This window comes from Pseudoalteromonas sp. S2721, from assembly GCF_005887425.1.
In the GTDB taxonomy this organism is placed as follows: Bacteria; Pseudomonadota; Gammaproteobacteria; order Enterobacterales; family Alteromonadaceae; genus Pseudoalteromonas; species Pseudoalteromonas simplex.
Window position 1 is genome coordinate 37,373 of record NZ_PNCZ01000016.1, and the last position, 25,033, is coordinate 62,405.

A 25,033-nucleotide genomic window follows, 5' to 3' on the forward strand; every position below is an offset into this window, starting at 1 on the left:
AAAGAGTAAAGGAGTACCGTGGGCGTGAAATTTATTTCGCGCGATGGTTCAACGAGCCACCAGCTTTCAAACTTACGGCTGACAGCTAATACTCCACTCTTTACCTCGCTTTTCCTACCAATAATCGCACATTGCTCTAATGTTAATAACAATTTAATGCTGAACCAGCTAGGCTAGTAACATCGTGTTTAAATATTATGGAGTTACCATGAAAAGGTCTTTGTTTAACAGTTTAATCATTACCTCAATTAGCTTGTCGAGCTTGCAAGCGTGCGCTCAGCCGGAGCAAAAGATCCCTCTGGATGCTAGCGCTGATAACTACAAACTAGAATTAGTAAGTGAAGGAATTCAAATTCCGTGGGGTATGGCTTGGCTTAACGAGCGTGACTTACTCGTTACCGACAGACGTGGCGAGCTTAGATTAATTCGTGATGGCAAACTCGTTGAGCAAATAGTTAAAGGCACACCTAAAGTACATGATGAAGGTCAAGGGGGCTTATTAGACATAGAGCTTGATCCGAACTTTGCCGACAATGGCTGGATTTACTTTTCGTACTCGGGCTATGAAGGCGATGGTGAGGGTTATAACACCTCGATTATGCGCGCCCGCTTTAAAGATATGGCTCTTATCGATCAGCAATTATTGTTTGATGGCGAGCCTAATATTGAAACAACAAAACACTATGGTTCGCGTATTGAGTTCGACAAACAAGGTTACTTGTACTTCTCTATTGGCGACCGTGGCAAAAGAGACGTTCACCCACAAAGCCTTGACTATGATGCTGGCAAAATTCACCGTATCAATAGCGATGGCTCTATCCCTAAATCAAACCCGTTTTATAACCATAAAACAACTCACAAAAGTATTTATTCATATGGACACCGTAACCCTCAAGGTATGGCGATGCACCCAGAAACGGGAGTTATTTGGAGCCATGAACATGGCCCGCGGGGCGGCGATGAAATCAACATAGTTAAAGCAGGTGCTAACTATGGTTGGCCTGAGATCACTTATGGGATCAACTACATTGGTACAAAAATTACTGACGAAACCAGTCGCGAGGGAATGGAGCAACCTGATTGGTATTGGGTGCCTTCAATTGCCCCTTCTGGAATGGAATTTATCACCAGCGATAAATACCCGCAGTGGCAAGGTCAAATTGCCGTAGGTTCGATGAAGTTTGGTCACCTTGTTTTGGTGAAACTTGATGGTGACAAAGTAACAGGCCACAGCAAGGTATTTGAAGGTGTAGGTCGCGTGCGCAGCCTAGCCACCCACCCTAATGGTGATTTATATCTTGGTGTTGATGGTGTCGGTGTTTATAAGGTTGTACCTAAATCGTAGGTTGGATAGAGCGAAGCGAAACCCAACACCTCAGAGCTATCAGCTTTCAAACTGACGGCTATCAAACTTGAACATACGACTTACGTTACAAGCAATAAAAAACCACAGACTCCTCTGTGGTTTTTTACTTATAACTTAAGGCTTAAAGCTATTACTTATAAAACAATTATGCTCGTCACTAGGTAAGCAATAAAAGTTAGCGCACCGCCGAATAAGGCATATGGCATTTGGGTTTTTACGTGAGTTAATAAATCACACCCTGATGCAATGGCCGATACTGCGCTGGTATCTGAGATTGGCGAGCAGTGATCGCCAAACACACCACCACCTAGAATAGCAGCAATGACCAATGAAGGTGGTAAACCTAATGCTTGAATGAGCGGCACACCAATTGGAATAAGTATTGCGAATGTGCCCCACGAGGTACCTGTGGTAAATGAAATTACTGCACCGGTTAAAAACAGCACTGGCACAACCAAGTAAATAGGTAAGAAATCACCGACTAGTCCGGCTACAAACACACCCGTACCTAGGTCTTTTAAGCTTGCACCTAAAGTGAGTGAAAGTAATACAATAGACACTAATGGCAGTAACTCACCCATTCCTTTAAAGCCAATATCAACAAGCTTATGATGCGTAAATTCACGCGAGCTAATCATTAAAAAGTAAGCCACAACACAAGCTAAAATAGTTGCATACAGCACTGATTTAGAGCCGCTGCCGCTGGCAATATCGCCATCGCCAGTCCAGAACATAAAACCAACCATGCTACCAATTAAAGTGATAAGTGGCACAAGCATGTAACGCGCTTTTGAGCCTTTGACTTCTTCTGTTAGTTCGGTTTCTTGTTGTTCAAAATTTTCTTCTGCTTGCTTTAATGGGCCATGTACCTTGTCGAAAGTAATCGTATAAAACACGATAAGTAGCGCGATAATGGCATAGAAGTTATAACCAATACTGCCCCATAATACCGATACAGCTGACTCTTCCATTTCGTAGTTGCCAAGCAAGCCCAACACATAAGCGCCCCAGCCATTTAGCAAGATTAAAATACATACAGGTGCACTAGTACTATCGATAATGTAAGCAAGGCGCGCTCGGCTCATTTTAAATTTATCAAACAAACCACGCGATAAAATCCCCGAGGTTAATACACTTAAGTTCGATTCAATGAACACCGCAATACCTGAGAACATGGTTAAGTAACCCACTTGGCGCTTACTTTTTGCAACCCCTTTGTTCATCAGTAAATTAACCGTCGCAGCCACACCGCCAGATTCACGAATGTAGGCAAGTAAAGCACCGATTAGAACACTAAAAATAAGGATACGGCTATTACCAGGGGAGCTGGCAACTTCAATGACTCGCTCTATGGTATTAATAAAGGTGAAAAACAAGGTATTACCTTCACCATTCAGAGCAAGTAAAAACTCAGACGACGCAACAGCGACTAATAACGCCATGATCACTTCTTTGCGCCAAAACACAATTAAGATAGCAATCAAGGGTGGTAAAATTGAATACCAAGACATAAAAACCCTTTTAAATTAAGAACAACATTTTATTTTTATTATGCGAAAACTTGCTAAGCTTAATGGCTTTGCCACCAAACTCAACTTAATTCGACTAGTGATTTAATATACTCTCATAAATCAGTGAGATAATAGAGCCATACTTACCTGTTTCAAAACGCTTGCCGACAAACTGGTAATTTTTTTGCGAGCCTTCAATTGGGGTATGACGCGCATTGGTTAGTAGTACAATAGCAAGGTCGTATTCGGGGTCAATAACGGTTACAGTGCCTGTCCAGCCCGTATGACCAAAAGCCCGCGGGCTAGCATAAGGGCCAAAATGCCATTTGCGCGCTTGATGCCCAGCGCGTCGCCACCCTAACCCATAGGTCTCATCGCTTGCTTGGGAGTTTGTGAATTGTTCAAGTACTTGTGGCGTAAAAATTTGTTTGTTGTCGTAACCGCCACCATTGAGTAACACCTGCATAAGTACGGACAAGTCACCAGCGGTACTAAATAGCCCCGCATGCCCCGCTACACCACCTAAAGCATAAAAGGCTTTTTCATCATGTACTTCACCTTGCAGTACATCGGTTCGAATGTTTTCAAACTCAATGCGACCACCTCGGGTGTTGCCGTTAATCTCAGTAGCGGCAATCTGTGAAGCTAAAAAGCCTTTTTGCAATGGATTATAAACCGTATGTGTTAAACCAAGCGGCTGATAAACTTGGCTCTCAACATAGGTATCGAGCGCCATACCGCTGATACGCTCAACTAATACACCAAGCAACATATAATCGATATCAGAATATAGGTGTTTTACGTTACGACCAGCCACAAAAGGCACGCCTGTTAATAACAGGTTTTTAGTACGTAGGCTGTTTTGAGAAAAAAAGCGCTCACCAAATTTATTGTCTTTACGATGAAAATCAACCACGGCTGGGTAACCCGCACTATGGGTGAGTAAATCTTTTACTAAACGCTGTTCACGGCCGCCGCCTCTAAATTCTGGTAGGTAATAGAACAGCGGTTTTTCTACGTCGAGTTTTCCTTCGCTGGCAAGCTTCATCAGCGCAAAGTTAGTGGCAAACATTTTTGAATTTGAAGCTATATCAAACAAGGTATCGTTTTGCATGGCTTGTGGGCTTGCAAGCTCACTGCCATCAACATGGTACTTTTTAGCCGCGCCATAATGGCTTAGTTTGATCAACTTGCCATCTTTAATAACGGCAAGTACTGCGCCCGGAAAGCCCTCTTTAATCTCATGATTAATTAACTCATCAACGGCACTAAAACGCTTTTGACTGTTGTTTGTATCAAGCGTTGGGTAAGGAAAACGTAAGGTTAAGCTTGCCCCTTCAGGCAACACATTCTCTACCTTATAAGTGTTAATGCCATCGCGGGTGCGTTTAGCTAAACTGTATTGATATATTTTTTCGGCTGTTAATGGTGAGGCAATATTAATTTTTTCACCATTAATGAAAATATCAGCACTGGTTGCATCTTGATTTTCAATGATGATTTCACCGCGACCTTTATAGGCTATAAAAGTGCCTCTGTCGTTCACTAGCGCGCGGCTACTCGGATCAAGCGCCGGAATACGCGCTACAACTTGTGCATTGGCCAGTGTTTTTGGCGCAGGCTCAACCGCTTGCTGTTGCTGCTGATATTCTTTAAATAACCGCTCAAGCTTTTTAGGAAAGTACTTATCTAGTAATGCAAATAGCACAGCGGCACTTCTTGCATCACTATTACCGCTTACATGCCAAGGCAAAAAGTGCATTTGAAAAGCACTTAGGGCATCGAGCGTTTGCGAATCAAGCTGACCCGTTGCAATCACCTCATAGCCGTAACTGCGCAATGCTTTTTGCATTAACTCAACAGAAGGTTTTGATGCGCTAAATAGCTGCCAATACTTATCAACGGTGTTGCTGTCATACCACGCACCGATACCTGCTTTATACAGTTGATACCAAGGAAAACGCGGGCCTGGGTCGTTCTTACGGCTTGGGGCAATATCAGAATGGCCAATAACTTGAGTTGGGCCGATATCTGGATTACGAGCAAGAATATCTTTGCTTAGCTTGATTAGTAGTTCAATTTGTTTGGCATCATAGTCTGGAAAAATACATAACTTGCTGGCGTCGTTTTCCATTGCAAGCTTTGTTTGCTCAGGAATATGACAGCTTGGTACATTCACTATTTCAATACCAATAGAATGATCGTTTAAATCTTCTCGTCCTTGCCAAAAGCTGCGTCCGGCGTGCCATGCTCTATCTTTTTCATCAACTAGCTGAATAATTTCTAAATCATCTTTTGGGTAACTAGGATCGCCTGATTCGGGTAATAAATAATGTGAACTCAATCCCCCTTCATCCACGAGCGCACGCATTGATTTTTCGTAATCAATAGCGGTGTAATGCATCACTAAGAACTTAACACGATGGCTGTAATTAGCTGATTGTGTGTAGGTATATGGATTACTGGCACAGCTTACTAATAATGCCGCACTACTGAGATAACACAGCTGTTTAAGTAATGTTTTCAAAGGGGTAAAACTCATAACAGATTCATACCTGATGATTTAAGCATTGACGATTCTCAGCAATACAGTAGCAACACCCACTTAACATGTAAAATATTTTATTTCACATTTGAAGAATAAAAAGCATACATTATCGCTAAGTTACTAAAAATAGGGCTTTCTCAATAATTAGTGTTGTATCTATTATGGAATAAAACTATATTATTCCATCTAAATTAAGAAAAATATTCCAAACTTAGGTCTGCTAAAACAAAAATAAGTCGTCGTGTTAAGCAAACAATGCGCCCAAGCCCTGTGTTTATAATAGAACCATGCTTTGCGTTTTGACTAAGTTAAGCAAACAAAGTGAGCCCTATGTCTACTTTTGTAAAAATTAAAGCCTTACGCCAATCTCTATCGAGCAGCGAAGCTAAGCTTGCTGACTTTACGTTAAATTCAGCGAATGCGATTCGTAATTTATCATCGGTTGAACTAGCAAAAGTGGTTGGTGTAAGCCAATCAAGTGTGGTGAAGTTTTCGCAAAAGTTAGGTTATAAAGGCTTCCCTGCTTTTAAGCTTGCGGTAATTGATGCCCTTAACGATGAAACGAGCGAACCTAAGCTACATGGCAAAATCACCCTGAATGACTCGCTAGAGCAAATCGCCGAAAAACTATTAAGCAGTAAATTGGCGGTGTTAACCGAAACCAAAAACCTCAACGAAGCACCGGCTGTCGAAAAGGCGGTAGAGCTATTAAAATCAGCAAAGCGCATTTTAATTTGTGGTTTAGGTGGCTCAGCGCTGGTTGCAAAAGATTTTTCTTATAAATTACAAAAACTCGGTATGCCTGCAATTGCAGAGCCAGATGGGCATGCACAACTTGCGTATGTTGCGACCTTTTCGAAAGGTGATTTGGTCATCGCGATTAGTGAATCAGGTATGACTCGCGAAATTGCCGAAGTTGTTAAGCAAGCCAAGAAAAATTCAAGCTCGGTGATCTCAGTGACAAAATTTGGCAGTAGCCTTGTTGCCGACTCAGCTGATGTAAAACTTTACTCGGTTGCTGAGGGTGAGTCTGTACGTTTATCGTCAATTTTAGCGCGAACGGCACAAGATTTTGTCATTGATATTTTGTTTATAGCCCTGACGCAATCAAGCCGTCAAGGCCGTAAGTTACTAGAACATTCTAATGAAGTTGTTGGCGAATTTAAGAATAACTAATTTCTTCATTAAAGTTACTTAAATACTAAAAAGCAGCTTAGGCTGCTTTTTTGTGTCTATTTTATATTTGTAATTAACAATTCATTTTTACCCTCTAAATCATTTACTCGTTTAGCTAAGATACTGACCAAAAAGTCATAATTTCTTACAAAGTTTTGCTAACACTAAATTAGCCACTCGCTAAGGCTAGCCATTGCTAAGCTTTACCTAAAATCGGTTATATATTTTATTCCTAAAAACACACCTTAAAACAAAAAAATATTCTTGACCACATTCAATAACACCTGTTTAATATATGGGCAACATAATTTTAAAGTTCATAAGTCTCAATTGGGTAAGTAGTCCAGCAAAGCATATAAATATAAGGACGGGAAACAATGAAACAACATGCATCCACACTCGCAATGAGCTATATAGCAAAAGCGACTAGCAATGCACTTCGCGCAAAGAAAACAGCCTTAACCGGTGTTGTTATGGCCGCGGCACTCGCCAGCGCGCCAGCCTTTGCAAATCTAACCGGGGGGATCAAAGGTAAGGTATCATCACCAGAAGCACAGCAGTCACTGGCGGGGATCACCGTTACAGCAAAAAGTAATGTGATGCCAAAACCACGTACTGTCGTTACACGAGAAGACGGCAGCTACGACTTACCACAATTAAAACCGGGTACTTATGAACTGACTTTCACCGATAAAAACGGTGTAACTCAAACCATGACTGTGGATGTTTTACTTGAACAAACTTCGAGCCTAAACGTCACTATGGGTGGTGCTAACGAAAACGTTGAAGTCATCACGGTTACCGGCAGTAAATTATTCCGCCAAGGTAAGTCTGCACTGACTAACTCATTAGGTGAAGAAGCAATCAACAGCGTGCCTGTTGGTCAAGATTATCGTGACCTATTAAAACTTGTACCGGGTGTTGAGCTTTCGGCAAATACAATTTTAGGTCCGTCAGCGGGTGGTTCTGGGGTTGATAACTCTTATGGATTTGACGGTGTAAATGTTTCAATGCCGATGTTTGGTAACTTAGCATCAGAGCCATCAACTCACGACGTTGCTTACGTTACTATGGACCGCGGTGGTGCAAAAGCGGTTGGTTTTAACCGCTCAGGTGGCTTCTCAATTAACACCGTATCAAAATCGGGTACTGACGAGTTTCACGGCAATGTAGAATACAAAGTACAACCAAAAAGCTTTGTTGCAACACCTGTTGGTGAAGAAAGCTATGAGCTCGATAAAAGCTGGTTAACAGCAAGTTTAGGCGGCCCACTTATTGAGGATACCTTATATTTCTATACCTCTTATTATCGCCCAGAAGAAACTCGCTCGAATAAAGATACTGCCTATGGTGGCGTTAAAGAATATGAAAGTATCCGTGATGAATACTTTGGTAAATTAACTTGGGCGCCAACTGACGATATTTTAATTAATATTTCACAACGTACATCCGACAAAGAAGTTAAAGGTGATTCAATTGGCGCTTACGAAACTGACAGTGTATCTGTCGGTAGTAAAGCTGACCAAGATATTTTTACTTTAGATGGCTCTTGGATTTTAGGCTCTGCAACCACTCTATCATTCCAATACAGTAAGTTTGAATTAGAAACAGGTTCGAAACCAGATACAGAGCTGAGTGTCGTACCTTCATTAGATAGTCAGCTTGATGTTAACAACCTTACTCAGATGGGTTACTTCTCGGTACCAAGCCTTAGAGACTATGATCCTGAAGAAGGCTTCACTGAAGAACAAATTGCTATTTACAATGCTGGAGCTACCGGATTAATTAATACCTACGGTTACACGGAAGATGGAGTGTTAAAAGGCGGTGGTGGAGTTGGCGCTTATTCACAATATGACAATATTAACTTCTATCGTGATTCGTTTGAAATTAGCTTAGAGCATGAATTTGACTGGGGTGACACATACCACACGCTTCATTTTGGTGCTAAGTGGGAAGAAAGTGAAGAGCAACTTACCCGATTATCAAATGGCTGGGGACGCATCTCTTACCTTGGCGGTTTAGTCGATGCTGATGCAGACACTGAAGGCTTTGACCCTGCCGATGCCATTTATCGCGCACATGTACAACAAATGAGTCTGGCAACCGAAGATGGAAGCACAGTCTCAGGTATCGATTCTGAAATGCGCAGCCTCAATTTCGAAATAAACGATACTATTGAGCATGGTGACTGGACTTATAATATCGGTTTACTTGTGAGCCAAGATACTTGGTACGGACAAGGCTTAAAAGCGAAGTCAGGAACCGTTTCAGGTTATGAGTTGGCTCCAGGAAATAAGTACGAAATGTATAAAACAGATTGGAGTGATATGCTTCAACCTCGTTTAGGTGCAACCTGGACATACTCTGGCGAAGATTCAGTATTTGCGAACTTTGCTATTTATAACCCTGAAGCAAGCTCTTTGGCTCGTGCAGCTTCATGGGATCGTAATACTCGCGCTGAAATTGAATTACTACTTGATGAATCAGGTAATATTCTTTCTGCGTCACCTCGACGCGGCTCGTCAGGTAAAGCATTCCAAGAAGGCATGAAGCCTCGTCGAATTAATGAGTTCACGCTTGGTACCACTAAATACGTGGGTTCTGATTTAGTATTACGTGCTCACGTACGTCACCGTAAAGGTATGCATTTTTGGGAAGATATGCCAAACACTGCACGCTTAACTGACTACTCTGGCGTTGATGCTGATGGCGTACCGCAACATATTGCAGATAAAGGTTTATATGTAGATAACCTAGATGAAATCCGCGATGAAATTGGTGGTTCTTCTTATGTGATTGCTGAAGTCGATGGCGGTGAAACCAAATATTGGGAAGCCAGCATCGAAGCTGAATACTTAGGTGAAAACAGCTACATCAATGCTTCATATGTTTGGAGCCATTACTACGGTAATTTCGACCAAGACAATACCACAACAAGTAATGATGCAAATAACTTTATCGGCTCATCATACTATGGTGATGGTCGCGGTCGTTACTCATGGGATAACCGATACGGGACTCTTTCCGGTGATAAGCCACATAAAGTTAAAGTGTATGGTTACTACACCGTGCCGTGGGAAGCAAACATTGGTGCTTACTTTGTATTCCAATCTGGTCAAGCTTGGGAAAACTGGGATGGTACTATGTATGGTTATCCAACCAGCCATGTTAGCCGCTATGCCGAGCCTGCAGGTTCTCGAAGAACAGCAAGTCACTGGCAACTTGACTTAAACTACACCCAAGACTTTAAGTTCTCAGGTGATATGGAATTACAATTCCGCGCAGATATATTTAATGTCTTTAACCGCCAAACAGGTTACAACAAAAACCCATATGTACTTGATGAAAACTATGGTGAATCACGCAGTTACTATAACCCGCGTAGTTTGCAGCTTTCAGTTAACTTCAAGTTCTAAGTTAATCAATCCTGTTGGGGCCGCTATTACGGCCCTTTTTTATGCCTCAAAAACAGTAAAAACTTAAATTGTACAAAATGCTTTTGCAGCATCTATATTAGCCGCTTCTTTCATGAAGTAGTCTAGCTGCACCGTTCGGGTTATCGCTCGCGACTCGCTGTTACTTTTACTTGCCTGCCACAGCCAATGTTTAAGTGACTCTCGCGACACATCGACAAACAGCCCTTCAGGGAAGCTCTCTACAAAACGAATATCAGTGGTATTACCTTGTTTATCAATAGTAATAATAAAGCGCGCACAGCCTGTCTGCTTAGATATTAAAGCAGCTTGAGGATAGTTGGGCTTTGTTGCATGTTTAAGTGTCCACAGCTGCTCCGCTGCGTTTTTATCATCACGAAGGTCGAGCACATCGGTTGAGTTACTTGTTGCACTGTTTGGGAGTTGTGAGCAGCCAGCGAGTAAAGAAAATGCAGCAATTAAATGAACTTTCATGGTATATCCTTATAAATCAAGTCCCTGAATATACCACAATTAATTTTTAGAAATATAAAAAACGAGGCAAGCGCCTCGTTGTTATTTATCTAATTATCTAATTATTATTGATACAGCAAATATGGCGTTCGCTTGCGTTTAAAAGCGTTCAAATCCGCTTGCCAGCTTTGCTTGATTTGTTGCTCAGTTTGGCCAGCTTCAATCGCTAAACGCAATTTATCAGTTCCTGCAAGTTTATCCATAAAACCAGCTCGTTCAAAAAACGTTTGATCATTCGCAGTTAGCTTTTGATAAGCCGAAATAAACAAGCTTAAATCTAGGCCTTGAATATCAGCATCTCGTAAGTCTTGACCAAATACTTCAACCCCTTTGAATTTAGGGTGCATTGAAGCGCCTTTAATTGCCCTTGGGGTAAAGCTAAATTCACCGAGTTTAACTGGCGAGTAACCGACAACTTGAAACGGAAAATCAGTGCCACGGCCAATAGTTACAGGCGTTGCTTCAAAGAAACACAATGATGGATAAAGCGCAATTGATTGGGCATTCGGTAAGTTAGGGCTTGGCTTTATTGGTAGATCATAGGCCATAGTACGGTCATAGTTTGTAACAGGCACGACACTTAGCTCAAGCTTATCTGCGTCATTTATCCAGCCTTCGCCTTTGATCATTTGAGCAAGTTCAGCCACTGTCATACCGTGTAGAACAGGAATTTCGTGCATGCCAACAAATGAGCGAAATTGTGGGTCAAGAATAGGCCCATCAACATAGGCAATATTCGGATTAGGTCTATCGAGTACCACAACCTGTTTACCATTTTCAGCGGCAGCTTCCATTACGTAATGCATTGAGCTGATGTAAGTATAAAAACGCACACCAACATCTTGAATATCAAAAATAATGACATCTAGATCTGCAAGCATCTCAGGGCTTGGCTTTTTATTACTGCCATAAATCGACACAACATCAATGCCGGTTTTAGCATCTACTGTGCTTTTAACGTGAGCACCGGCGTCATGATCGCCGCGAAAACCATGCTCTGGGGCAAATATTTTGCCGATCACTACGCCATTATCAAGTAATGCATCAACCAAATGTTGACCATTCACCACTGACGTTTGATTAACTACCAAGCCAACACGTTTACCTTCTAATGCAGGAACATAAGCTTGAAAATTGGCTGCGCCCACCTGTAAAGGCTGTGCATTTTTAGGCGCTTGTACGGGTGTTTCTTGGCAACCTAAAAGCGCAAAACAACTAAGAAGTAAAATAACTAATAAACGCATTATTCTTCAACCGCCTTACGTAAAAAGCCACCTGCATTTGACAATAACTGTTTTGCTTCAGGAGCTGGTTTTCCGGTCAACACAATTAAAATAGCCAGTTTTGCGCTTTGCCCTGCTTGCTTTAATGCATCAACGGCTTGCTGCTGCGAACACTCTGTTGCTTGCATCACAATACGAATAGCACGAGCATGTAGCTTTTCGTTACTGGCATTTACATCAACCATCAGGTTTTTATAGACTTTACCTGTGCGGATCATGCTGGCTGTACTTAGCATATTCAACACCAGTTTCTGTGCAGTGCCCGATTTCATACGTGTAGAACCAGTCACAGCTTCTGCACCAACTACAGGGCAAATACCAATTTGTGGTAAACGCATCACTGCTGAGTCTGGGTTACAAGTAACACCCACAGTGACACAACCTAACGATTTAGCGTATTCAATTGCCGAGCAAACATAGGGGGTACGGCCACTGGCAGCTATGCCAACCACGACATCTTTACTGGTTAAACTCACATTTTTTAAATCTTCAACAGCAAGTGTTGTACTATCCTCAGCGCCTTCTACGGCTTTTTTAACCGCGGTGTCACCACCTGCAATAATACCGAGCACTTGCTGATCGCTAACGCTATAGGTAGGCGCACATTCAACTGCATCCAAAATACCTAAGCGACCACTGGTGCCAGCGCCAATGTAGATTAACCTGCCACCTTGTTGAAATGCGTCAACGACATGATCGACAGCTTCACTAATTTGTGGGATCACTTGTTTCACGGCACCCGCTACTTTGTGATCTTCATTATTGATCTTAGTGAGGATCTCAGTGGAGCTGAGCAGATCGATATCCAAAGTGTCTGGGTTTTGCCCTTCGGAGACAATACCGTTTAACTCTTCGAGTAACTCACGTTGTTGCTTAAAGACGTGCTCAGGGCTCATTGGGTTGTCCTTTTTCAATAATGTCATGGTAATGCTTTGCCGCTAAAATGGCGGCACCAGTTAATGAATCTCCTTTACAAGGAGATAATTCGTTTTGTAAGGCTCGTGGCAATAATGGTTGGCTGACTTTCGCTAAACCACCAATTAAAATCACCGGTAACGGCGAGTTACCTCGGCTTTTATCTATTAACCTAACCACCGATTGGGTATGCTCTGTTAATACCGTTTTTGCCGCCTCACAGTCGTTTTGTAAGCTAAACACTAATGGGCTAAATGCTGCATAATCCGCAGGTTTTGCTTGTTTAAGCCAACTACTAATTGTTTGACGAGTGCATCCTAGCTGCTCACTCAAACGAACCGTTAATCGACTTTTTGGTAAATCATAAATATCTATATCGTTTAATAATTGCTGCACTGCCATCAGGCCGATGCGGGCACCACCGCCAAAATCATCAACGGAAAAGCCCCAGCCGCTCACCAACTTTGTTTGCTTTTGGGCGTTTAATCGTGCCCCGACAGCACCGGTGCCAAGGGCAATAACCACACATGGGTCACCAAGATTAGCACCATATAATGACGTAATTGCATCGCTGGTAATTTGCAAACTGGCAAATTCTATTTCGTACACTAGCTTGAGCATCACTGTTAATTGTTCAGCAAGACTCTGCGATGAGCCACCAGCAACCCCCATAACGGTGACAATTTCACTTGGCTTTGCGCCACTTTGCTGACAAACATCACGGGTCACTTTAACAATGTTTTCTAACGCTAAATCAAGATCATTCGAAATTGATGCCGAACCCGCTTGGGCACGGAAAGTCGCACCACTTGCCTGCTCTTTTAGCTCAGCTAACACTTTGGTGCCGCCGCCATCGATGGCTAAAATATAGCGTAAGGCCATTTATGCGCTCTTCTCGTGTGCCGCTTTACCTAGGCAACATACAAGTGTTGCGAGCAATGTACCTATGCATAGCTGCCAAGTAAATCCTAAGTAAAAGCGCATTGACTCAGGTAGTAGCCAGTCAATCATGTAGGGCTGCATTAATAAGGTCACCATAAAGCCCGCTATTAGCGCCGCTAACACTGAACCTTCACTACCTCGTTTGGTGAACAAGGTAGTAAAATACACACCTAACAAACCGCTGTACGAAAACACCATGACACTTAGCGCAAATTTTAATAATGGCATATCACTGTATTGCTGCCAGAAATAGCAAAGAATAGCCATAAGCGCTAAAGCAAGGCTTACTAAAGCCATGCCTACACGACCCGCTTTTACAAAGTGATGGTCATTTACTTGTTTATTGTGTTTTTCCAAGTAAGGGCGATAGATATCTTGTACGATGACTGAAGACATCGAACTAAGCCCAGAGTTCAAAGTAGAAATAGCGGCAGCAATAATACCCACGCTGACTAAACCTTTAACCCCGGCTGGTACTTCGTTTAATACGTAGTACATAAAGATAGTAATTTTTTCGCCATTAAATTCTTGTACGACCGTTTGCCCAGCTTCGCTATTCATTAGTGCAGGTTGCTGATAAACAATATACAGCAGCAAACCAATAAAGATAAAAATAGCCATAACTGGGATCACCATCACCACCGATAGTAATAACGCTTTACTGCCTTCTTTTGGACTTTTACAGGTTAATAAGCGCTGCGTCATATCTTGGTCTAAACCAAATGCAGCGATGTTTAATAGCACAAACCCCGTTAACACAGAGGCCATGTTAAACACACCTGACGGGCCAAAATCTAAATCAAATTTAAACAGCGCAAGTTTTGAATCTGCACCAGGACTTGGTTCACTCAAAGTTGCAATAATGGTTGAGAAATCAGCCGGAATAACACTCAACAAGCACCAAATAACCGCAATAGCCGCACTGACATAAACGATACTTTGCAGTACATCAGAATAAATAACGCTGCGAATGCCACCCAAAAAGGTATAAAGCAGACCCGCAAGCGCCAATACTAAAGTCGCGATGACCACACTATCGGCATCGATATTGCCATACAGAATCATCGCCACAGCAATCGCTGCCATGTATAAGCGGGCGCCACTGGCAAACACACGACCAAATAAATACATCATGCCGCTACGGCGCTTGGCCTTTGGCCCGATACGTTTTTCAAGCAGTTCATATACAGTGAACACTTTTTGCTGGTAGAACTTCGGAATTAAAAATGCCGATACTATGAAGGCCGCAATAAAGGCACCGATATTAGTCGCAATATAAGAAAAATCACCTTGATAGCCTTGATCAGGCCCGCCAATAAACGTTGCCGCTGATTGCGAAGTCGCTAAAACAGAAATAGCCACCATCCACGTTGGCATGCTATTTCCGCCTAGAAAAAAATCTTGGCTTGAGTTAGCGCGTTTGCGATTAAACCACCAGCCACTTAGCAATAAAATTGCACCGTAACTTGCGAATACTAGCCAATCGAGAAAAGCGTAATTTGCACTCATTTATTATCCTAACCCAAACCTTGATGGAATATATTATTCCATCATTATGACAAAATTAAAATACTTTTATTTCATTATTTTTATTTAGCTAAGTTAGGTAATTGCCACTGACTTTGCTTTTGTTGATATTGCGCTTTGGTTAAGCTGACTAATAGCGGCTTTTTACGCTCATCTAACCACGCAAGTAACGCATCCATATTGCTTTCTGTCATTGCTGTGCAACCTGCTGTAGGCTTACTTGGCGCCCGCCATAAATGCATAAAGATACAACTGCCCGCGCCATTGATATTGCTTGGGTTATGCTTAACAACAATGCCTTTTTTATAAAGGTTATCTTGGCTGTAAATATCACGACGCATCCACTCTGAAGAGTCTTTTACGGCATCTTCACCTACTTGTGCTTTATCAACCAATTGGTTGTAAAACGGTGAGCCTTTCACATCGATACAATAATCATTTGCTGTCATTGCTTGATAACTAAGGTTCGTTTGTAATGAATCTAAATAGCCAAAAGCAGTACCAAGCTCAAAAATACCTGCCGGCGCTTTACCATCACCTTCTTGTTTTTGCTGACCCGGCTGTGCAGGATGCAGCCCCACTCCCCACGCAAGGCCAGTACGACCCAGTACCACCGCGTGTTGCTGGCCTTGTTGTTGCCAACTACCAGCGGTTTTTTCAAAGCGATACAAGGTAGCATCAATGGCATCACTGTCATTGGCTACCACCACCACGAGCTGTTGATGACTGTTATCAATAACAGGTTTAGGTAACTCTTTACTGGCACAAGCCGATAAACTCATAACTGCAATAAGACTGACTAGTTTTTTCATGCTGGCCATACTCCGTTTGTAATTAGTTCAAGCCCCGTTATTGATTCAATACCAAGACCTGGGGATTCCGATAAGCGTATTTGTGGGCCGCTAAATTCAACGCCCCCTTGCACAGGGTCATATTGACCAAGGGCTGGACCATCTAAATCGATTTTACTGATTTGCTGCGCTTTGGCAGAGGCTAAATGTGCAGCACCTGCAACGGCAATACTGCCCTCTAGCATACAACCTATCATGCACTCTGCTTGGTATTGCGCTGTGATATTAGCAATCTCTATTGCTCGGCTTAAACCGCCCGTTTTCATTAATTTAATATTGATGATATCAACTGCGCCAAGTTCTAAAAGTTGTATTACTTGCTTCGGTGAAAAGGCGCTTTCATCGGCCATAATCGGGGTGTTCACTCGCTCAGTAATATATTTTAGACCTTGAATATCACTGCTTTTTACTGGCTGCTCAACCAACTCTAATACCACGCCGGCTTGCTCAAGTTGCTGCAGTGCAAACACAGTTTGTTTGGCATTCCAACCTTGGTTTACATCTAAACGCAGCTGAGCCTTATCGGCAAAGCCGGCATGAATTGCTTTTACACGTTCAATATCTTGATTAAGGTTATTGCCGATTTTTATTTTTAATACATCAAAGCCTTGCTCAATCGCTCGCTGACAGTCACTGAGCATTTTATCTATGTTATCGACACTAATGGTGATATCGGTTTTTAGCGCTGATTTACCACCACCAAGTAGCTTATATAAAGGCGCTTGATAGAGCTTGCCCCACAAGTCGTAAACCGCCAACTCTAAAGCCGCTTTTGCACTACTGTTACCAACCACCGTTGATTGAATAATGTGGGTAAGCTGATTAATGTTTTCGATTTCTTGCCCCACTAATTTAGGAGCAATAAACTGCTGAATGACCGCTATCATTCCTTGATGGGTATCGCCTGTAATAACCGGAGTTGAGGCCGCAGAGCCATAGCCAATTTGACCACATTCAGTGTCGATTAAAACCACTAAATCCTCGATAAAACTGACTTCTCTCAGTGCGGTTTTAAATGGGGTAACTAATGGCACTTTGAGTTTTGCAAAGCGAACAGCTTTAATTTTCATACTGGCCTCTAACGAATACGCTTAATGTTATAAACACGATCTAAGTAGCTGGTTTCTTGCGATAATCTAAGTGGCAATAATGGCGTGACCGACACCCCATTCAAGGCACTACTATAAAAGCTACCATCACCTTTGTTATAACCTAAGCCTTTAACGTCATGAATAACATAAGGCTCACCGTGATGCTCTCCTAAGTACATCATTACATGACCCGGAATATAAATTAGATCGCCAATCGCCATGTTCTTAACCGTCGGCAACTTATCATCTGCCGCAGTATTTTTATCAAAACGACTATTTTGCCCGTATTCACTACTGCCTTGCTGGCCTGAATTACGCGGCATTAGTAGGCCAAAGCTCTTATAAATTTCACCAACAAACCCAGTGCAGTCGCGACCATTGTAATCATGGCCCCAACCATAACGCTCGCCTAAAAACTTAAAGCCTTGTTTAATCAGATTCTGTTCGTTGTAGTCTAGGTAGCCTAAGTTTACATCGGCAGTTTTACTGATCATCGCCGGTTTAATTACAAGTTTGCCTTGCTCATCGCGGGTTGGTAACTGTACAACATGGCTAGCATAGCTGTTTTGGCCGTTGAGCAAATACGGTACTTGCTCACTATCAACCAATGGTAAGCGTACTCCCATATCGAGCTGCACTTCTGAGAGGGTTTCATCGCTTGGCACATAAGCAGTATTGACCTTTGCCCCGGTTACCACCAAAAAGTTAGCTTGTTCGCGATAAGCTTTTATTTTATCCGCATCAGCAAAGGCAAGATCTTCGGCTGGCGTCCATGCAAGGTAGTTGTAAGCACGAACTAACAACCATTTTTTATCTGCGCTTTGATGCAATACAGCAACCGCTTCGCCCGGAAACATACCGCTTTCTTGAAAACGATCTAAGTCTTGATCAAGGCCGCTATTTAATACCCGATCCCAGGTTGGAAAAGTGCGTAATGCGGTGCGCTTAACGACCACAGCAAAGCGTACCTCATTGTTATCTCCGACTTTGTTAAGGTTTAAGTTTTCCTGATATTTAGCAAAATCTTTCGCGGTGAGTTGTCGGCCATCAGTAAAAAAGCGCGGGCTTTTTGGAATTGAACTTGCTGAATGAATGGCGCTTGTTAGCTCGTCTTTAGTGAGCGATTTTTGAAATGAAAGAGGATCAACAATGTATTTATTATCTTTAATTAATTTCTCGTTGAAGGCTGCAATTTGCGCCTCTGTCATGATCACTTTTGCCGATGCACCTTGTGCTAGCCAGTAGCTGGGCGAAAGCTGTGACTGCGTGACCCCGATAACATCTGATTGCCACCCCTCAGCATGCATAGGTGCACTAAAAGCAACACCTAAAGTAATTGATAAAGCGATAATTGAACGACGCATAGCTGTACCTTAATTCTTATTGAACGCGTGAATCTAATAATTTTGTAAAAGCATGCTGCAACTTTTGCTGCATTTGCTTACCGACTGTTGGCAAATTGGCTTCTTCGGCCCCCAAAGTTGACTGTTGCACACTAAACGTAAACTCGCGGCCACCTTGATAATTGCCTAAACACACATGTGCCAACATAACCGTTTCTGTGGTGGAGCGCGTTTCACTTGGCCCCCAACCAATTTTTTGCCAAACACGCCACTGCCCATTCGTTGCGCCATCGAGCACTTCCTTTGCTGAGCGACTATCATTTGGTGCAATAACATTTGCCAATGCATTTGTAACGATATGACTGATACCCACCATCATGCCGCCTACAGGAGCATGTTCATCTGTATGACCTGTGCCGTTAAGTAGCACGTCAACATCAGTTGCTTGTAAATAAGGCATTTGCGTACTTGGTTCACGCTGATGACTAACCAGACGTTTTAACCATTCCGCTTGAACAAGTGTGGTCATTGCTTTGTTGCCCGTTAAACCACAACCCTCACAACGATACCCTAAATAGCCAGGATCATCACTGCTTGCTTTGAACCGGCTTATCTTTGCATCAAGCTCATTATTAACAGAGTTATGCCAGTATTCGTCTGATGGCATAAACTGCTCTGAGCCATATGCGCCGTTAAATAACAAACGCTGATCCTGTAGTTTTAGCCAGCCATCATTAAAAAGCCCACGTAAATATTCGCGCCCTGCGACATTGACAAAATAACTGGCTATCGCATTTGAGTTACCATCGGCTTTACCAAATGCTTCGTAACTATTAATACTGCTGATCAAATCAGCGAGTGCCATATCACCAGCAAAAGAAGCTGCACCAAGCTCTGGGTGAGTTTGTCTTACTTTTGACAGCGCACCGCTAAACGCTTGAACCTTCGATGAGCTCCAAGGTTCATACAGCTCATTGTGGCTGCCGTCACTTAAATACCGGTAAGCTAATTGCCCTGCTTGAACTTGATAATCAATTAGGAGTAGCTTACCCGGTTGCTCTGGGGCTAAAAAATACTGCCAATCGGCTGCCACTCTGTTTTGCCAACCTGCTTGCTGATAATTAACCTCAGCCGCTGATTTATAGCCTTGCAGCTTAGTTTCACTCTCAAGCGATAAACAGCCAGTATTGGTTAAATCGTTTGGCAAAATAGCAGGCGCTAACATCACCTGCTCGAAGTATTGTTGGTCGGTTAACGGGGCTTTTTCAGTGCTTGTTTGACAACCTGCCAAGAGTATCAGGGTGCAACTTATAGCCAGCCTGTTTTGATATGCACCTTTCACATACATAAAATAAAATTCCCACTTGTTATTATTTTTGGAATATTTTATTAAATCTAACACAAATTGACCATGAAGCAAATTAACTCAATTTTTTAAACGTTTTTTGCATCCAATATTAGCAATTACTCGTTTGTTGATTAGCACCTTTCAAATAAGGATCTTTCAAATGAATAAGCTATGTATCAGTGTTGTAACCTTCTGCTGCTCTTTTAACGCGTTTGCTAATATAGAAAAAATAACGGTTTATGGTCACCGTACTGGATTAATTGGTGAGTCTATAAGCGCCTCTAGCGGTATTATTGGTCAGGGTGAAATAGAAAATAGACCCATGCTTCGATCTACTGAATTGCTTGAGTTAATTCCCGGCATGGCTGTCACCCAACACAGCGGCTCTGGAAAAGCGAATCAATATTTTATTCGTGGTTTTAATCTTGATCATGGAACAGACTTTGCCACGAACATTGATGGTATGCCTATCAATATGCGCAGTCATGGTCATGGGCAAGGCTATACTGACTTAAACTTTATAATTCCAGAAACAATTGCCACTGTTAGTTATCAAAAAGGCAGTTATGATGTGCGCCAAGGCGACTTTTCAACGGCTGGCAGTGCTTATTTTCACTTATCTGACAACCCTAAACATGATCAGCTCAGTATCACTGTAGGGGAAGATAACTTCTATAGAGGTGTTGCATTAGGGAGTACCTCAATTGGTAGTGGCAAACTGGTAGGCGCGACAGAGTGGCAAGTTTATGATGGGCCTTGGCAGGATATTAATGAAGACGTTAATAAAAAAAACGCATTGCTACGTTATAGTCGTGATTCAGAACAAGGTAACTTATCAATTACGGCAATGGCTTATGACAACAGTTGGAATTCAGCAGATCAGATCCCGCAAAGGGCTATTGAGCAAGGTATCATTTCAGAGCTTGGCTCACTCGATAAAACACTTGGCGGAGAGTCAAGTCGGTATAGCTTATCGACAAATTGGCAAGGACAAAACTTATCAGTAAGTGCATACCTCATCGACTACGAGCTAAATTTATACTCTAACTTCTCATATTTCCTTAATGATCCAATTAATGGCGATCAGTTTAACCAACGAGATAATCGCACTATCTCAGGTGGAACACTAAGCTATCAATTTACAGCTAATGTAGGTGATATTCCCGTTAATCATACCGTTGGAACAGAGCTTCGGCATGATAATGTGAATAAAGTTGGCCTATACAATACACAAGCCCGAAAGTACCTTTCAACAGTACGACAAGACAGTGTCGAGGAAACAAGCTATACAGCATACTGGCAAACACAACTTCATTTAAGCCAACAGTTAGAGGCAACCCTTGGTGTTAGATATGATTATTTAGATGCTCACGTTGATAGCGACAACAGTTTAAATTCTGGAGATGCAGATGATGATTTACTCGGCTTTAAGGCGAGTCTAACTTACTTATTTACTGATAACCTTGCTGGTTATGCAAACTGGGGGCAGTCTTTTCATTCAAATGATGCTCGTGGCGCAACCATTGCTCAAGACCCAGTAACATTTGAGGCAACAAACACCGTAGACTTACTCGTTAAGAGTAACGGTGCAGAGTTAGGGTTGCGCTACTTCGATGAGCAACAATTTAACTTTTCTGCAGCCCTTTGGTGGCTAGAACTCGACTCAGAATTGTTGTTTGTTGGTGATGCAGGTAACACTGAGGCCAGTGATGCATCACAGCGCTATGGTATAGAACTAAGTGCCTACTACTGGCTTAGTGACACATTAAGCTTAGATGCAGAAGCGTCATTTACGCATTCTCGTTTAGACATTAGCAATAACAACAACCGTATTGAGGGAGCTGTACCAGTGGTTGCAAGTGCCGGGATTAGCTGGCAGTTTGCACAACAGTGGCAAAGCTCATTACGTTTACGCCATATAGGTAAACGTATGTTGAGTGATGATGGCAGCAAACGTTCAGAGCCTTTAACTGTGGTAAATGGTTTAGTGAGTTATCAGCAAACTCATTGGAAAGCAGAACTTGAATTGCTTAACTTGTTTGATAGTAATGACCATGACATTGATTACTACTACTCATCAAGACTAGCGGGCGAACCAACAGAAGGGGTAGAAGATAATCACTTTCACCCCATTGAGCCACGCACAGTTCGATTAAGCATGAGTTTTTTATTTTAAAAAATGCCCCTACCCTGTAGGTCGCCATTTATGGCGACAGCATCTTGATGCGCGCGAAACAAGTTTAACGCCTACGGGGGCATTTGTATTTTGAGTTGAGGGTTTAATTTGTGGTGAAGAAAGTGTGATGCTCGCGACTGAAGTCGCTCTTGTAATTGCTGAGATGATATTTGCACTGTTAAGGTACCACACATATAAATTCAGAATTATTTCATTCGATAAATTAAAGGCGAAAAAATAATGAGTTGACTATTTATTCTTGCGGTTAAGCAAAATAACATTTGAACTTTCTGAATTAGAAAAGACGATATCTAATAGTCCATCATTATTCAAATCACCTAAACTAACACCGTAAGTGTCATTTGCCTCTGTAGTTAATTCAACCAGTCTAAATTTACCATTTCCCAAATTATAAAGAGCGAAGTTAGTTTGTTCATCACCACCTACCACGACATCTAGGTCACCATCATCATCAAGATCGCCAGATGCCAAAGAGCGTGCGAATAAAGCCTTATCATTAATTATAATAGGCTGTTTGAAACTACCATTTGGTGTACCTACGATTAGTTTTATGTTGCCATTTAAATCGCCTAAAATTATATCTTGATAATCATCATTCGTGAACTCACCTATCAACGCCTGGCGATGATCTCCTTCGCTTCCAAGCAGTGGCTTACTAACAAATGAACCTTTTCCATCGTTGATTAATAAAACACTTGACTGATCATCCCTAAGTGCCGCAACTAGGTCAACATCACCATCGTAATCTATATCGCCCGCTACAACTCCAGTAGCCCCAACTACCGGTATAGGTAATTCATTAGAGTCTGAAAACGAACCTATCCCATTGCCAAAATACAGCCTACTCTTTCCCCGTCTAGGAACCACTACCAAGTCAACTTTTTTATCACCATTTAGGTCAGTTAGTACTGCTCCTCTGGCATAAGATCTGCTCTTAAGAAGGTATTTAGGTTCATCGAATGAGCCATCATTATTTTTATAGACTTCAATCGGCAAGTTGTCCCCAATAACAACTAAATCTGAATCACCGTCTCCATCTAGATCACCTGAGCGCACGATATAAGAGGCTTTATTCTTAGCACCCAGACGAAATGACTCAATCATGCGACCTCGTCCATCATTCAAGTAGATCATATTTGCCTGCGGCCAATGCCGACCATTTGCAACAACAATGTCCAAGTCGCCATCTCTATCAATGTCTACTAGTTCACTGTGCGCTGAAAGTCGACCCTCAATGTCAAATTCAAGAAAAGGGTGTGATCGAAAATCTGTAGCAAAACAGTTGGCGGGTAGCCATAAAAAAAGTACGATTTGACTAATCGGAAGTATTTTTAGAATTTTTAGTATCCGTGCCTCTAAACTATGTCCCATCAGTACACTCCTGTTAGTCTTTGACATAAAATCGTCATACCAATAAATATTTAGATACCCATCAACTCAATCTTAAATGAAGTTCAAAAAATGGAGTTACACCCTAAACCTATAGGTGACTCAGTTGCTTCACTGATTAAAGTCCGAGCTGGCAGATTTACCTTGCTATCTAATTTTATATAATACCCTTTGTTCTCAAAGCCTCTAGAGTGATTTTCTTTCGCAGGGATAAGTCAGCTATGCTATTAATTGTTATATTTGTTGCAAAAAACCAAGTATCGTTTTTAGTTTCAATATAGCCAACATACCAACCAACCTGGGGTTCAACGCGCTTTGCCCAGCCTGTCTTTGCCCTAATCACATATAAACTAGACTCTTCTTCAGTCATAATATCTTTCAAGGTTTCATAAGAGAACAAACTGAATGGCAATGATCGCCTATAAACTTCTTTTAAAAAGTCCACTTGTTCATTAGCGCTATTCTTTAAACTGCCATCTAACCAGAACGTAGTTTCATTAAAAACTTCACTAATTTGGCCATACCCCACTGCACCAATATAAAAACGATATTTTTCAGCGCCAATTCTTTCAGCTATTCGTTGATAGCACCAAACGCATGACACTTTATATGCACTGGCCAACGTCTGATCTCCATTCCAAGAGCGAATACCATATTCAGTCCCATCCCACTTGATAATCGATTCTTTCTTTAAAACTATTTTTTCCTCTAGGGCGATCAATGAATTTAGTATTTTGAATGTAGAAGCAACAGCAAAACGCTGACCCGCACGGCTTTCGTTATATATAAACTCTTTCTCACCACCAATTGAAGAAATCAATATCGTCCCTTCAGTTTCGTATCGATCAAATATTGCTGCCAGTTGGGCGTCCTCAGCTATTGAAGCAATAGAATAAAATAGGGTCAAAATAAAAATCAAAGTCTGTTTCATATAACCTCCAAAGGTGTGTGAGGTGTGCATAACATTTAATAATGCGCAAACCACGCATATTTCTGACTTGCAATCACGTACCTTCTCATAGGTAAGTTTTAACAAATTGATAATTGAGCTCTATGGTTGATTTATAGCTTTTCTGCTTATTTTGTAATCAAATCCTAAACAACCTCAATTTGTTAACCCCTATAGCAAAATAGTGGATGTTAGCTTAACCTGCTCAAAGTGTTATTGATCGGTTTGCGGGCAACTTTCCCCTCCTCTGGCAGATTATTAAGTACATCCAGCCTTTTATTTGTATCTTTCACACATATAAAATGAATTCCACATTGCTATATTTTTTGGAATATTTTATTAAAATTAACACAAATTTATCTTGATGCAAATTAACTCTGTTTTATTGCCTATAAGATGCAGGCTTATAAATTAATCTACAGTATAAAATCTATTGCCTCGATGAGGCGTTAATCGTCTGGAGCAACAGCACCTTGATCCGCGCGAAACAAGTTTCACGCCTACGGGGTGTATTGTTTATATTTAGAGTTGGGGGTTTAATTTGTGGTGAAGAAAGTGTGTGGTTCGCGAATTGCAGGCACAAAAAAACCGACTTTCGTCGGTTTATGTCACTTTAACTCTACATGAGAGAAAGTGGCGGACGCGGG

The 25,033-nt window shown here is 41.8% G+C and carries 17 protein-coding genes; 4 read left to right on the forward strand and 13 right to left on the reverse strand.

From position 1 onward, the window contains the following. Positions 1–208: 208 nt before the first annotated feature. Positions 209–1,345, forward strand: coding sequence for a PQQ-dependent sugar dehydrogenase (locus tag CWC02_RS08145; RefSeq protein ID WP_138601970.1), 1,137 nt, complete (start codon positions 209–211; stop codon positions 1,343–1,345). A 155-nt stretch (positions 1,346–1,500) separates the two neighbouring features. Here the strand turns inward: CWC02_RS08145 and CWC02_RS08150 are convergent, their stop codons facing one another. Both CWC02_RS08150 and pbp4b read right to left on the reverse strand, forming a co-directional pair. Further along, on the reverse strand, positions 1,501–2,877 hold the full coding sequence (locus CWC02_RS08150) for a Na+/H+ antiporter NhaC family protein (RefSeq protein WP_054551265.1): 1,377 nt from the start codon (positions 2,875–2,877) through the stop codon (positions 1,501–1,503). A gap of 94 nt (positions 2,878–2,971) precedes the next feature. Beyond that, entirely contained in the window at positions 2,972–5,419 is a 2,448-nt protein-coding gene (gene pbp4b / locus CWC02_RS08155) for a penicillin binding protein PBP4B (RefSeq protein ID WP_138617545.1), read from the reverse strand. Positions 5,420–5,755: 336 nt separating this feature from the next. Between pbp4b and CWC02_RS08160 the strand changes: the two genes are divergently transcribed. Beyond that, positions 5,756–6,601: a MurR/RpiR family transcriptional regulator gene (locus CWC02_RS08160; protein WP_054551264.1), complete on the forward strand. Its 846-nt coding sequence runs from the start codon at positions 5,756–5,758 to the stop codon at positions 6,599–6,601. 377 nt (positions 6,602–6,978) lie between these two features. Next, positions 6,979–10,020: a carboxypeptidase regulatory-like domain-containing protein gene (locus CWC02_RS08165; RefSeq protein WP_138617547.1), complete on the forward strand. Its 3,042-nt coding sequence runs from the start codon at positions 6,979–6,981 to the stop codon at positions 10,018–10,020. A 63-nt stretch (positions 10,021–10,083) separates the two neighbouring features. On the opposite strand, the gene CWC02_RS08170 is transcribed toward CWC02_RS08165, so the two are convergent. The 9 genes from CWC02_RS08170 to CWC02_RS08210 form a co-directional block, all read right to left on the reverse strand. Then, complete coding sequence (locus tag CWC02_RS08170) at positions 10,084–10,512, reverse strand: energy transducer TonB (protein WP_138601978.1); 429 nt, start codon at positions 10,510–10,512, stop codon at positions 10,084–10,086. 104 nt (positions 10,513–10,616) lie between these two features. Beyond that, a complete protein-coding gene (locus CWC02_RS08175) occupies positions 10,617–11,795 on the reverse strand; it encodes an exo-beta-N-acetylmuramidase NamZ family protein (RefSeq protein WP_138617549.1) in 1,179 nt (392 codons plus the stop codon). Next, positions 11,795–12,730 carry an N-acetylmuramic acid 6-phosphate etherase gene (gene murQ / locus CWC02_RS08180; RefSeq protein WP_138617551.1) on the reverse strand — a complete coding sequence of 312 codons (936 nt, stop codon included), beginning with the start codon at positions 12,728–12,730 and terminating at the stop codon, positions 11,795–11,797. The genes CWC02_RS08175 and murQ overlap by 1 nt, the downstream gene beginning before the upstream one ends. Further along, positions 12,720–13,631: a glucosamine kinase nucleotide-binding domain-containing protein gene (locus CWC02_RS08185; protein ID WP_138617553.1), complete on the reverse strand. Its 912-nt coding sequence runs from the start codon at positions 13,629–13,631 to the stop codon at positions 12,720–12,722. Before CWC02_RS08185 ends, murQ begins: the two co-directional genes overlap by 11 nt. Continuing rightward, positions 13,632–15,200 (reverse strand): sodium:solute symporter, encoded by a 1,569-nt coding sequence (locus CWC02_RS08190; RefSeq protein WP_138617555.1) that lies wholly within the window; start codon positions 15,198–15,200, stop codon positions 13,632–13,634. It lies immediately after the preceding gene. A gap of 80 nt (positions 15,201–15,280) precedes the next feature. Continuing rightward, positions 15,281–16,030: a L,D-transpeptidase family protein gene (locus CWC02_RS08195; RefSeq protein ID WP_082389162.1), complete on the reverse strand. Its 750-nt coding sequence runs from the start codon at positions 16,028–16,030 to the stop codon at positions 15,281–15,283. Then, positions 16,027–17,139, reverse strand: a complete 1,113-nt coding sequence (locus tag CWC02_RS08200; RefSeq protein WP_138617557.1) for a dipeptide epimerase — start codon at positions 17,137–17,139, stop codon at positions 16,027–16,029. Before CWC02_RS08200 ends, CWC02_RS08195 begins: the two co-directional genes overlap by 4 nt. Positions 17,140–17,147: 8 nt before the next feature. Further along, a complete protein-coding gene (locus CWC02_RS08205; protein ID WP_138617559.1) occupies positions 17,148–18,524 on the reverse strand; it encodes an SH3 domain-containing protein in 1,377 nt (458 codons plus the stop codon). 16 nt (positions 18,525–18,540) lie between these two features. Beyond that, positions 18,541–19,794, reverse strand: a complete 1,254-nt coding sequence (locus tag CWC02_RS08210) for a hypothetical protein (RefSeq protein WP_138617561.1) — start codon at positions 19,792–19,794, stop codon at positions 18,541–18,543. A gap of 217 nt (positions 19,795–20,011) precedes the next feature. On the opposite strand from CWC02_RS08210, the gene CWC02_RS08215 reads away from it, so the two are divergent. Then, positions 20,012–22,027 carry a TonB-dependent receptor gene (locus CWC02_RS08215; RefSeq protein ID WP_138617563.1) on the forward strand — a complete coding sequence of 672 codons (2,016 nt, stop codon included), beginning with the start codon at positions 20,012–20,014 and terminating at the stop codon, positions 22,025–22,027. A 249-nt stretch (positions 22,028–22,276) separates the two neighbouring features. Here the strand turns inward: CWC02_RS08215 and CWC02_RS08220 are convergent, their stop codons facing one another. Both CWC02_RS08220 and blaOXA read right to left on the reverse strand, forming a co-directional pair. Then, on the reverse strand, positions 22,277–23,419 hold the full coding sequence (locus tag CWC02_RS08220) for an FG-GAP repeat domain-containing protein (protein ID WP_171043827.1): 1,143 nt from the start codon (positions 23,417–23,419) through the stop codon (positions 22,277–22,279). Between the two features lie 175 nt (positions 23,420–23,594). After that, entirely contained in the window at positions 23,595–24,368 is a 774-nt protein-coding gene (gene blaOXA, locus CWC02_RS08225) for a class D beta-lactamase (RefSeq protein WP_138617567.1), read from the reverse strand. Between the last annotated feature and the right edge of the window lie 665 nt (positions 24,369–25,033).

Excerpts from the sequence above, each read along its gene's own strand:
- CWC02_RS08145 (WP_138601970.1), top strand. The coding sequence starts at position 209 with ATGAAAAGGTCTTTGTTTAACAGTTTAATCATTACCTCAATTAGCTTG.
- CWC02_RS08150 (WP_054551265.1), bottom strand. The coding sequence starts at position 2,877 with ATGTCTTGGTATTCAATTTTACCACCCTTGATTGCTATCTTAATTGTG.
- pbp4b (WP_138617545.1), bottom strand. The coding sequence starts at position 5,419 with ATGAGTTTTACCCCTTTGAAAACATTACTTAAACAGCTGTGTTATCTC.
- CWC02_RS08160 (WP_054551264.1), top strand. The coding sequence starts at position 5,756 with ATGTCTACTTTTGTAAAAATTAAAGCCTTACGCCAATCTCTATCGAGC.
- CWC02_RS08165 (WP_138617547.1), top strand. The coding sequence starts at position 6,979 with ATGAAACAACATGCATCCACACTCGCAATGAGCTATATAGCAAAAGCG.
- CWC02_RS08170 (WP_138601978.1), bottom strand. The coding sequence starts at position 10,512 with ATGAAAGTTCATTTAATTGCTGCATTTTCTTTACTCGCTGGCTGCTCA.
- CWC02_RS08175 (WP_138617549.1), bottom strand. The coding sequence starts at position 11,795 with ATGCGTTTATTAGTTATTTTACTTCTTAGTTGTTTTGCGCTTTTAGGT.
- murQ (WP_138617551.1), bottom strand. The coding sequence starts at position 12,730 with ATGAGCCCTGAGCACGTCTTTAAGCAACAACGTGAGTTACTCGAAGAG.
- CWC02_RS08185 (WP_138617553.1), bottom strand. The coding sequence starts at position 13,631 with ATGGCCTTACGCTATATTTTAGCCATCGATGGCGGCGGCACCAAAGTG.
- CWC02_RS08190 (WP_138617555.1), bottom strand. The coding sequence starts at position 15,200 with ATGAGTGCAAATTACGCTTTTCTCGATTGGCTAGTATTCGCAAGTTAC.
- CWC02_RS08195 (WP_082389162.1), bottom strand. The coding sequence starts at position 16,030 with ATGAAAAAACTAGTCAGTCTTATTGCAGTTATGAGTTTATCGGCTTGT.
- CWC02_RS08200 (WP_138617557.1), bottom strand. The coding sequence starts at position 17,139 with ATGAAAATTAAAGCTGTTCGCTTTGCAAAACTCAAAGTGCCATTAGTT.
- CWC02_RS08205 (WP_138617559.1), bottom strand. The coding sequence starts at position 18,524 with ATGCGTCGTTCAATTATCGCTTTATCAATTACTTTAGGTGTTGCTTTT.
- CWC02_RS08215 (WP_138617563.1), top strand. The coding sequence starts at position 20,012 with ATGAATAAGCTATGTATCAGTGTTGTAACCTTCTGCTGCTCTTTTAAC.
- CWC02_RS08220 (WP_171043827.1), bottom strand. The coding sequence starts at position 23,419 with ATGGGACATAGTTTAGAGGCACGGATACTAAAAATTCTAAAAATACTT.
- blaOXA (WP_138617567.1), bottom strand. The coding sequence starts at position 24,368 with ATGAAACAGACTTTGATTTTTATTTTGACCCTATTTTATTCTATTGCT.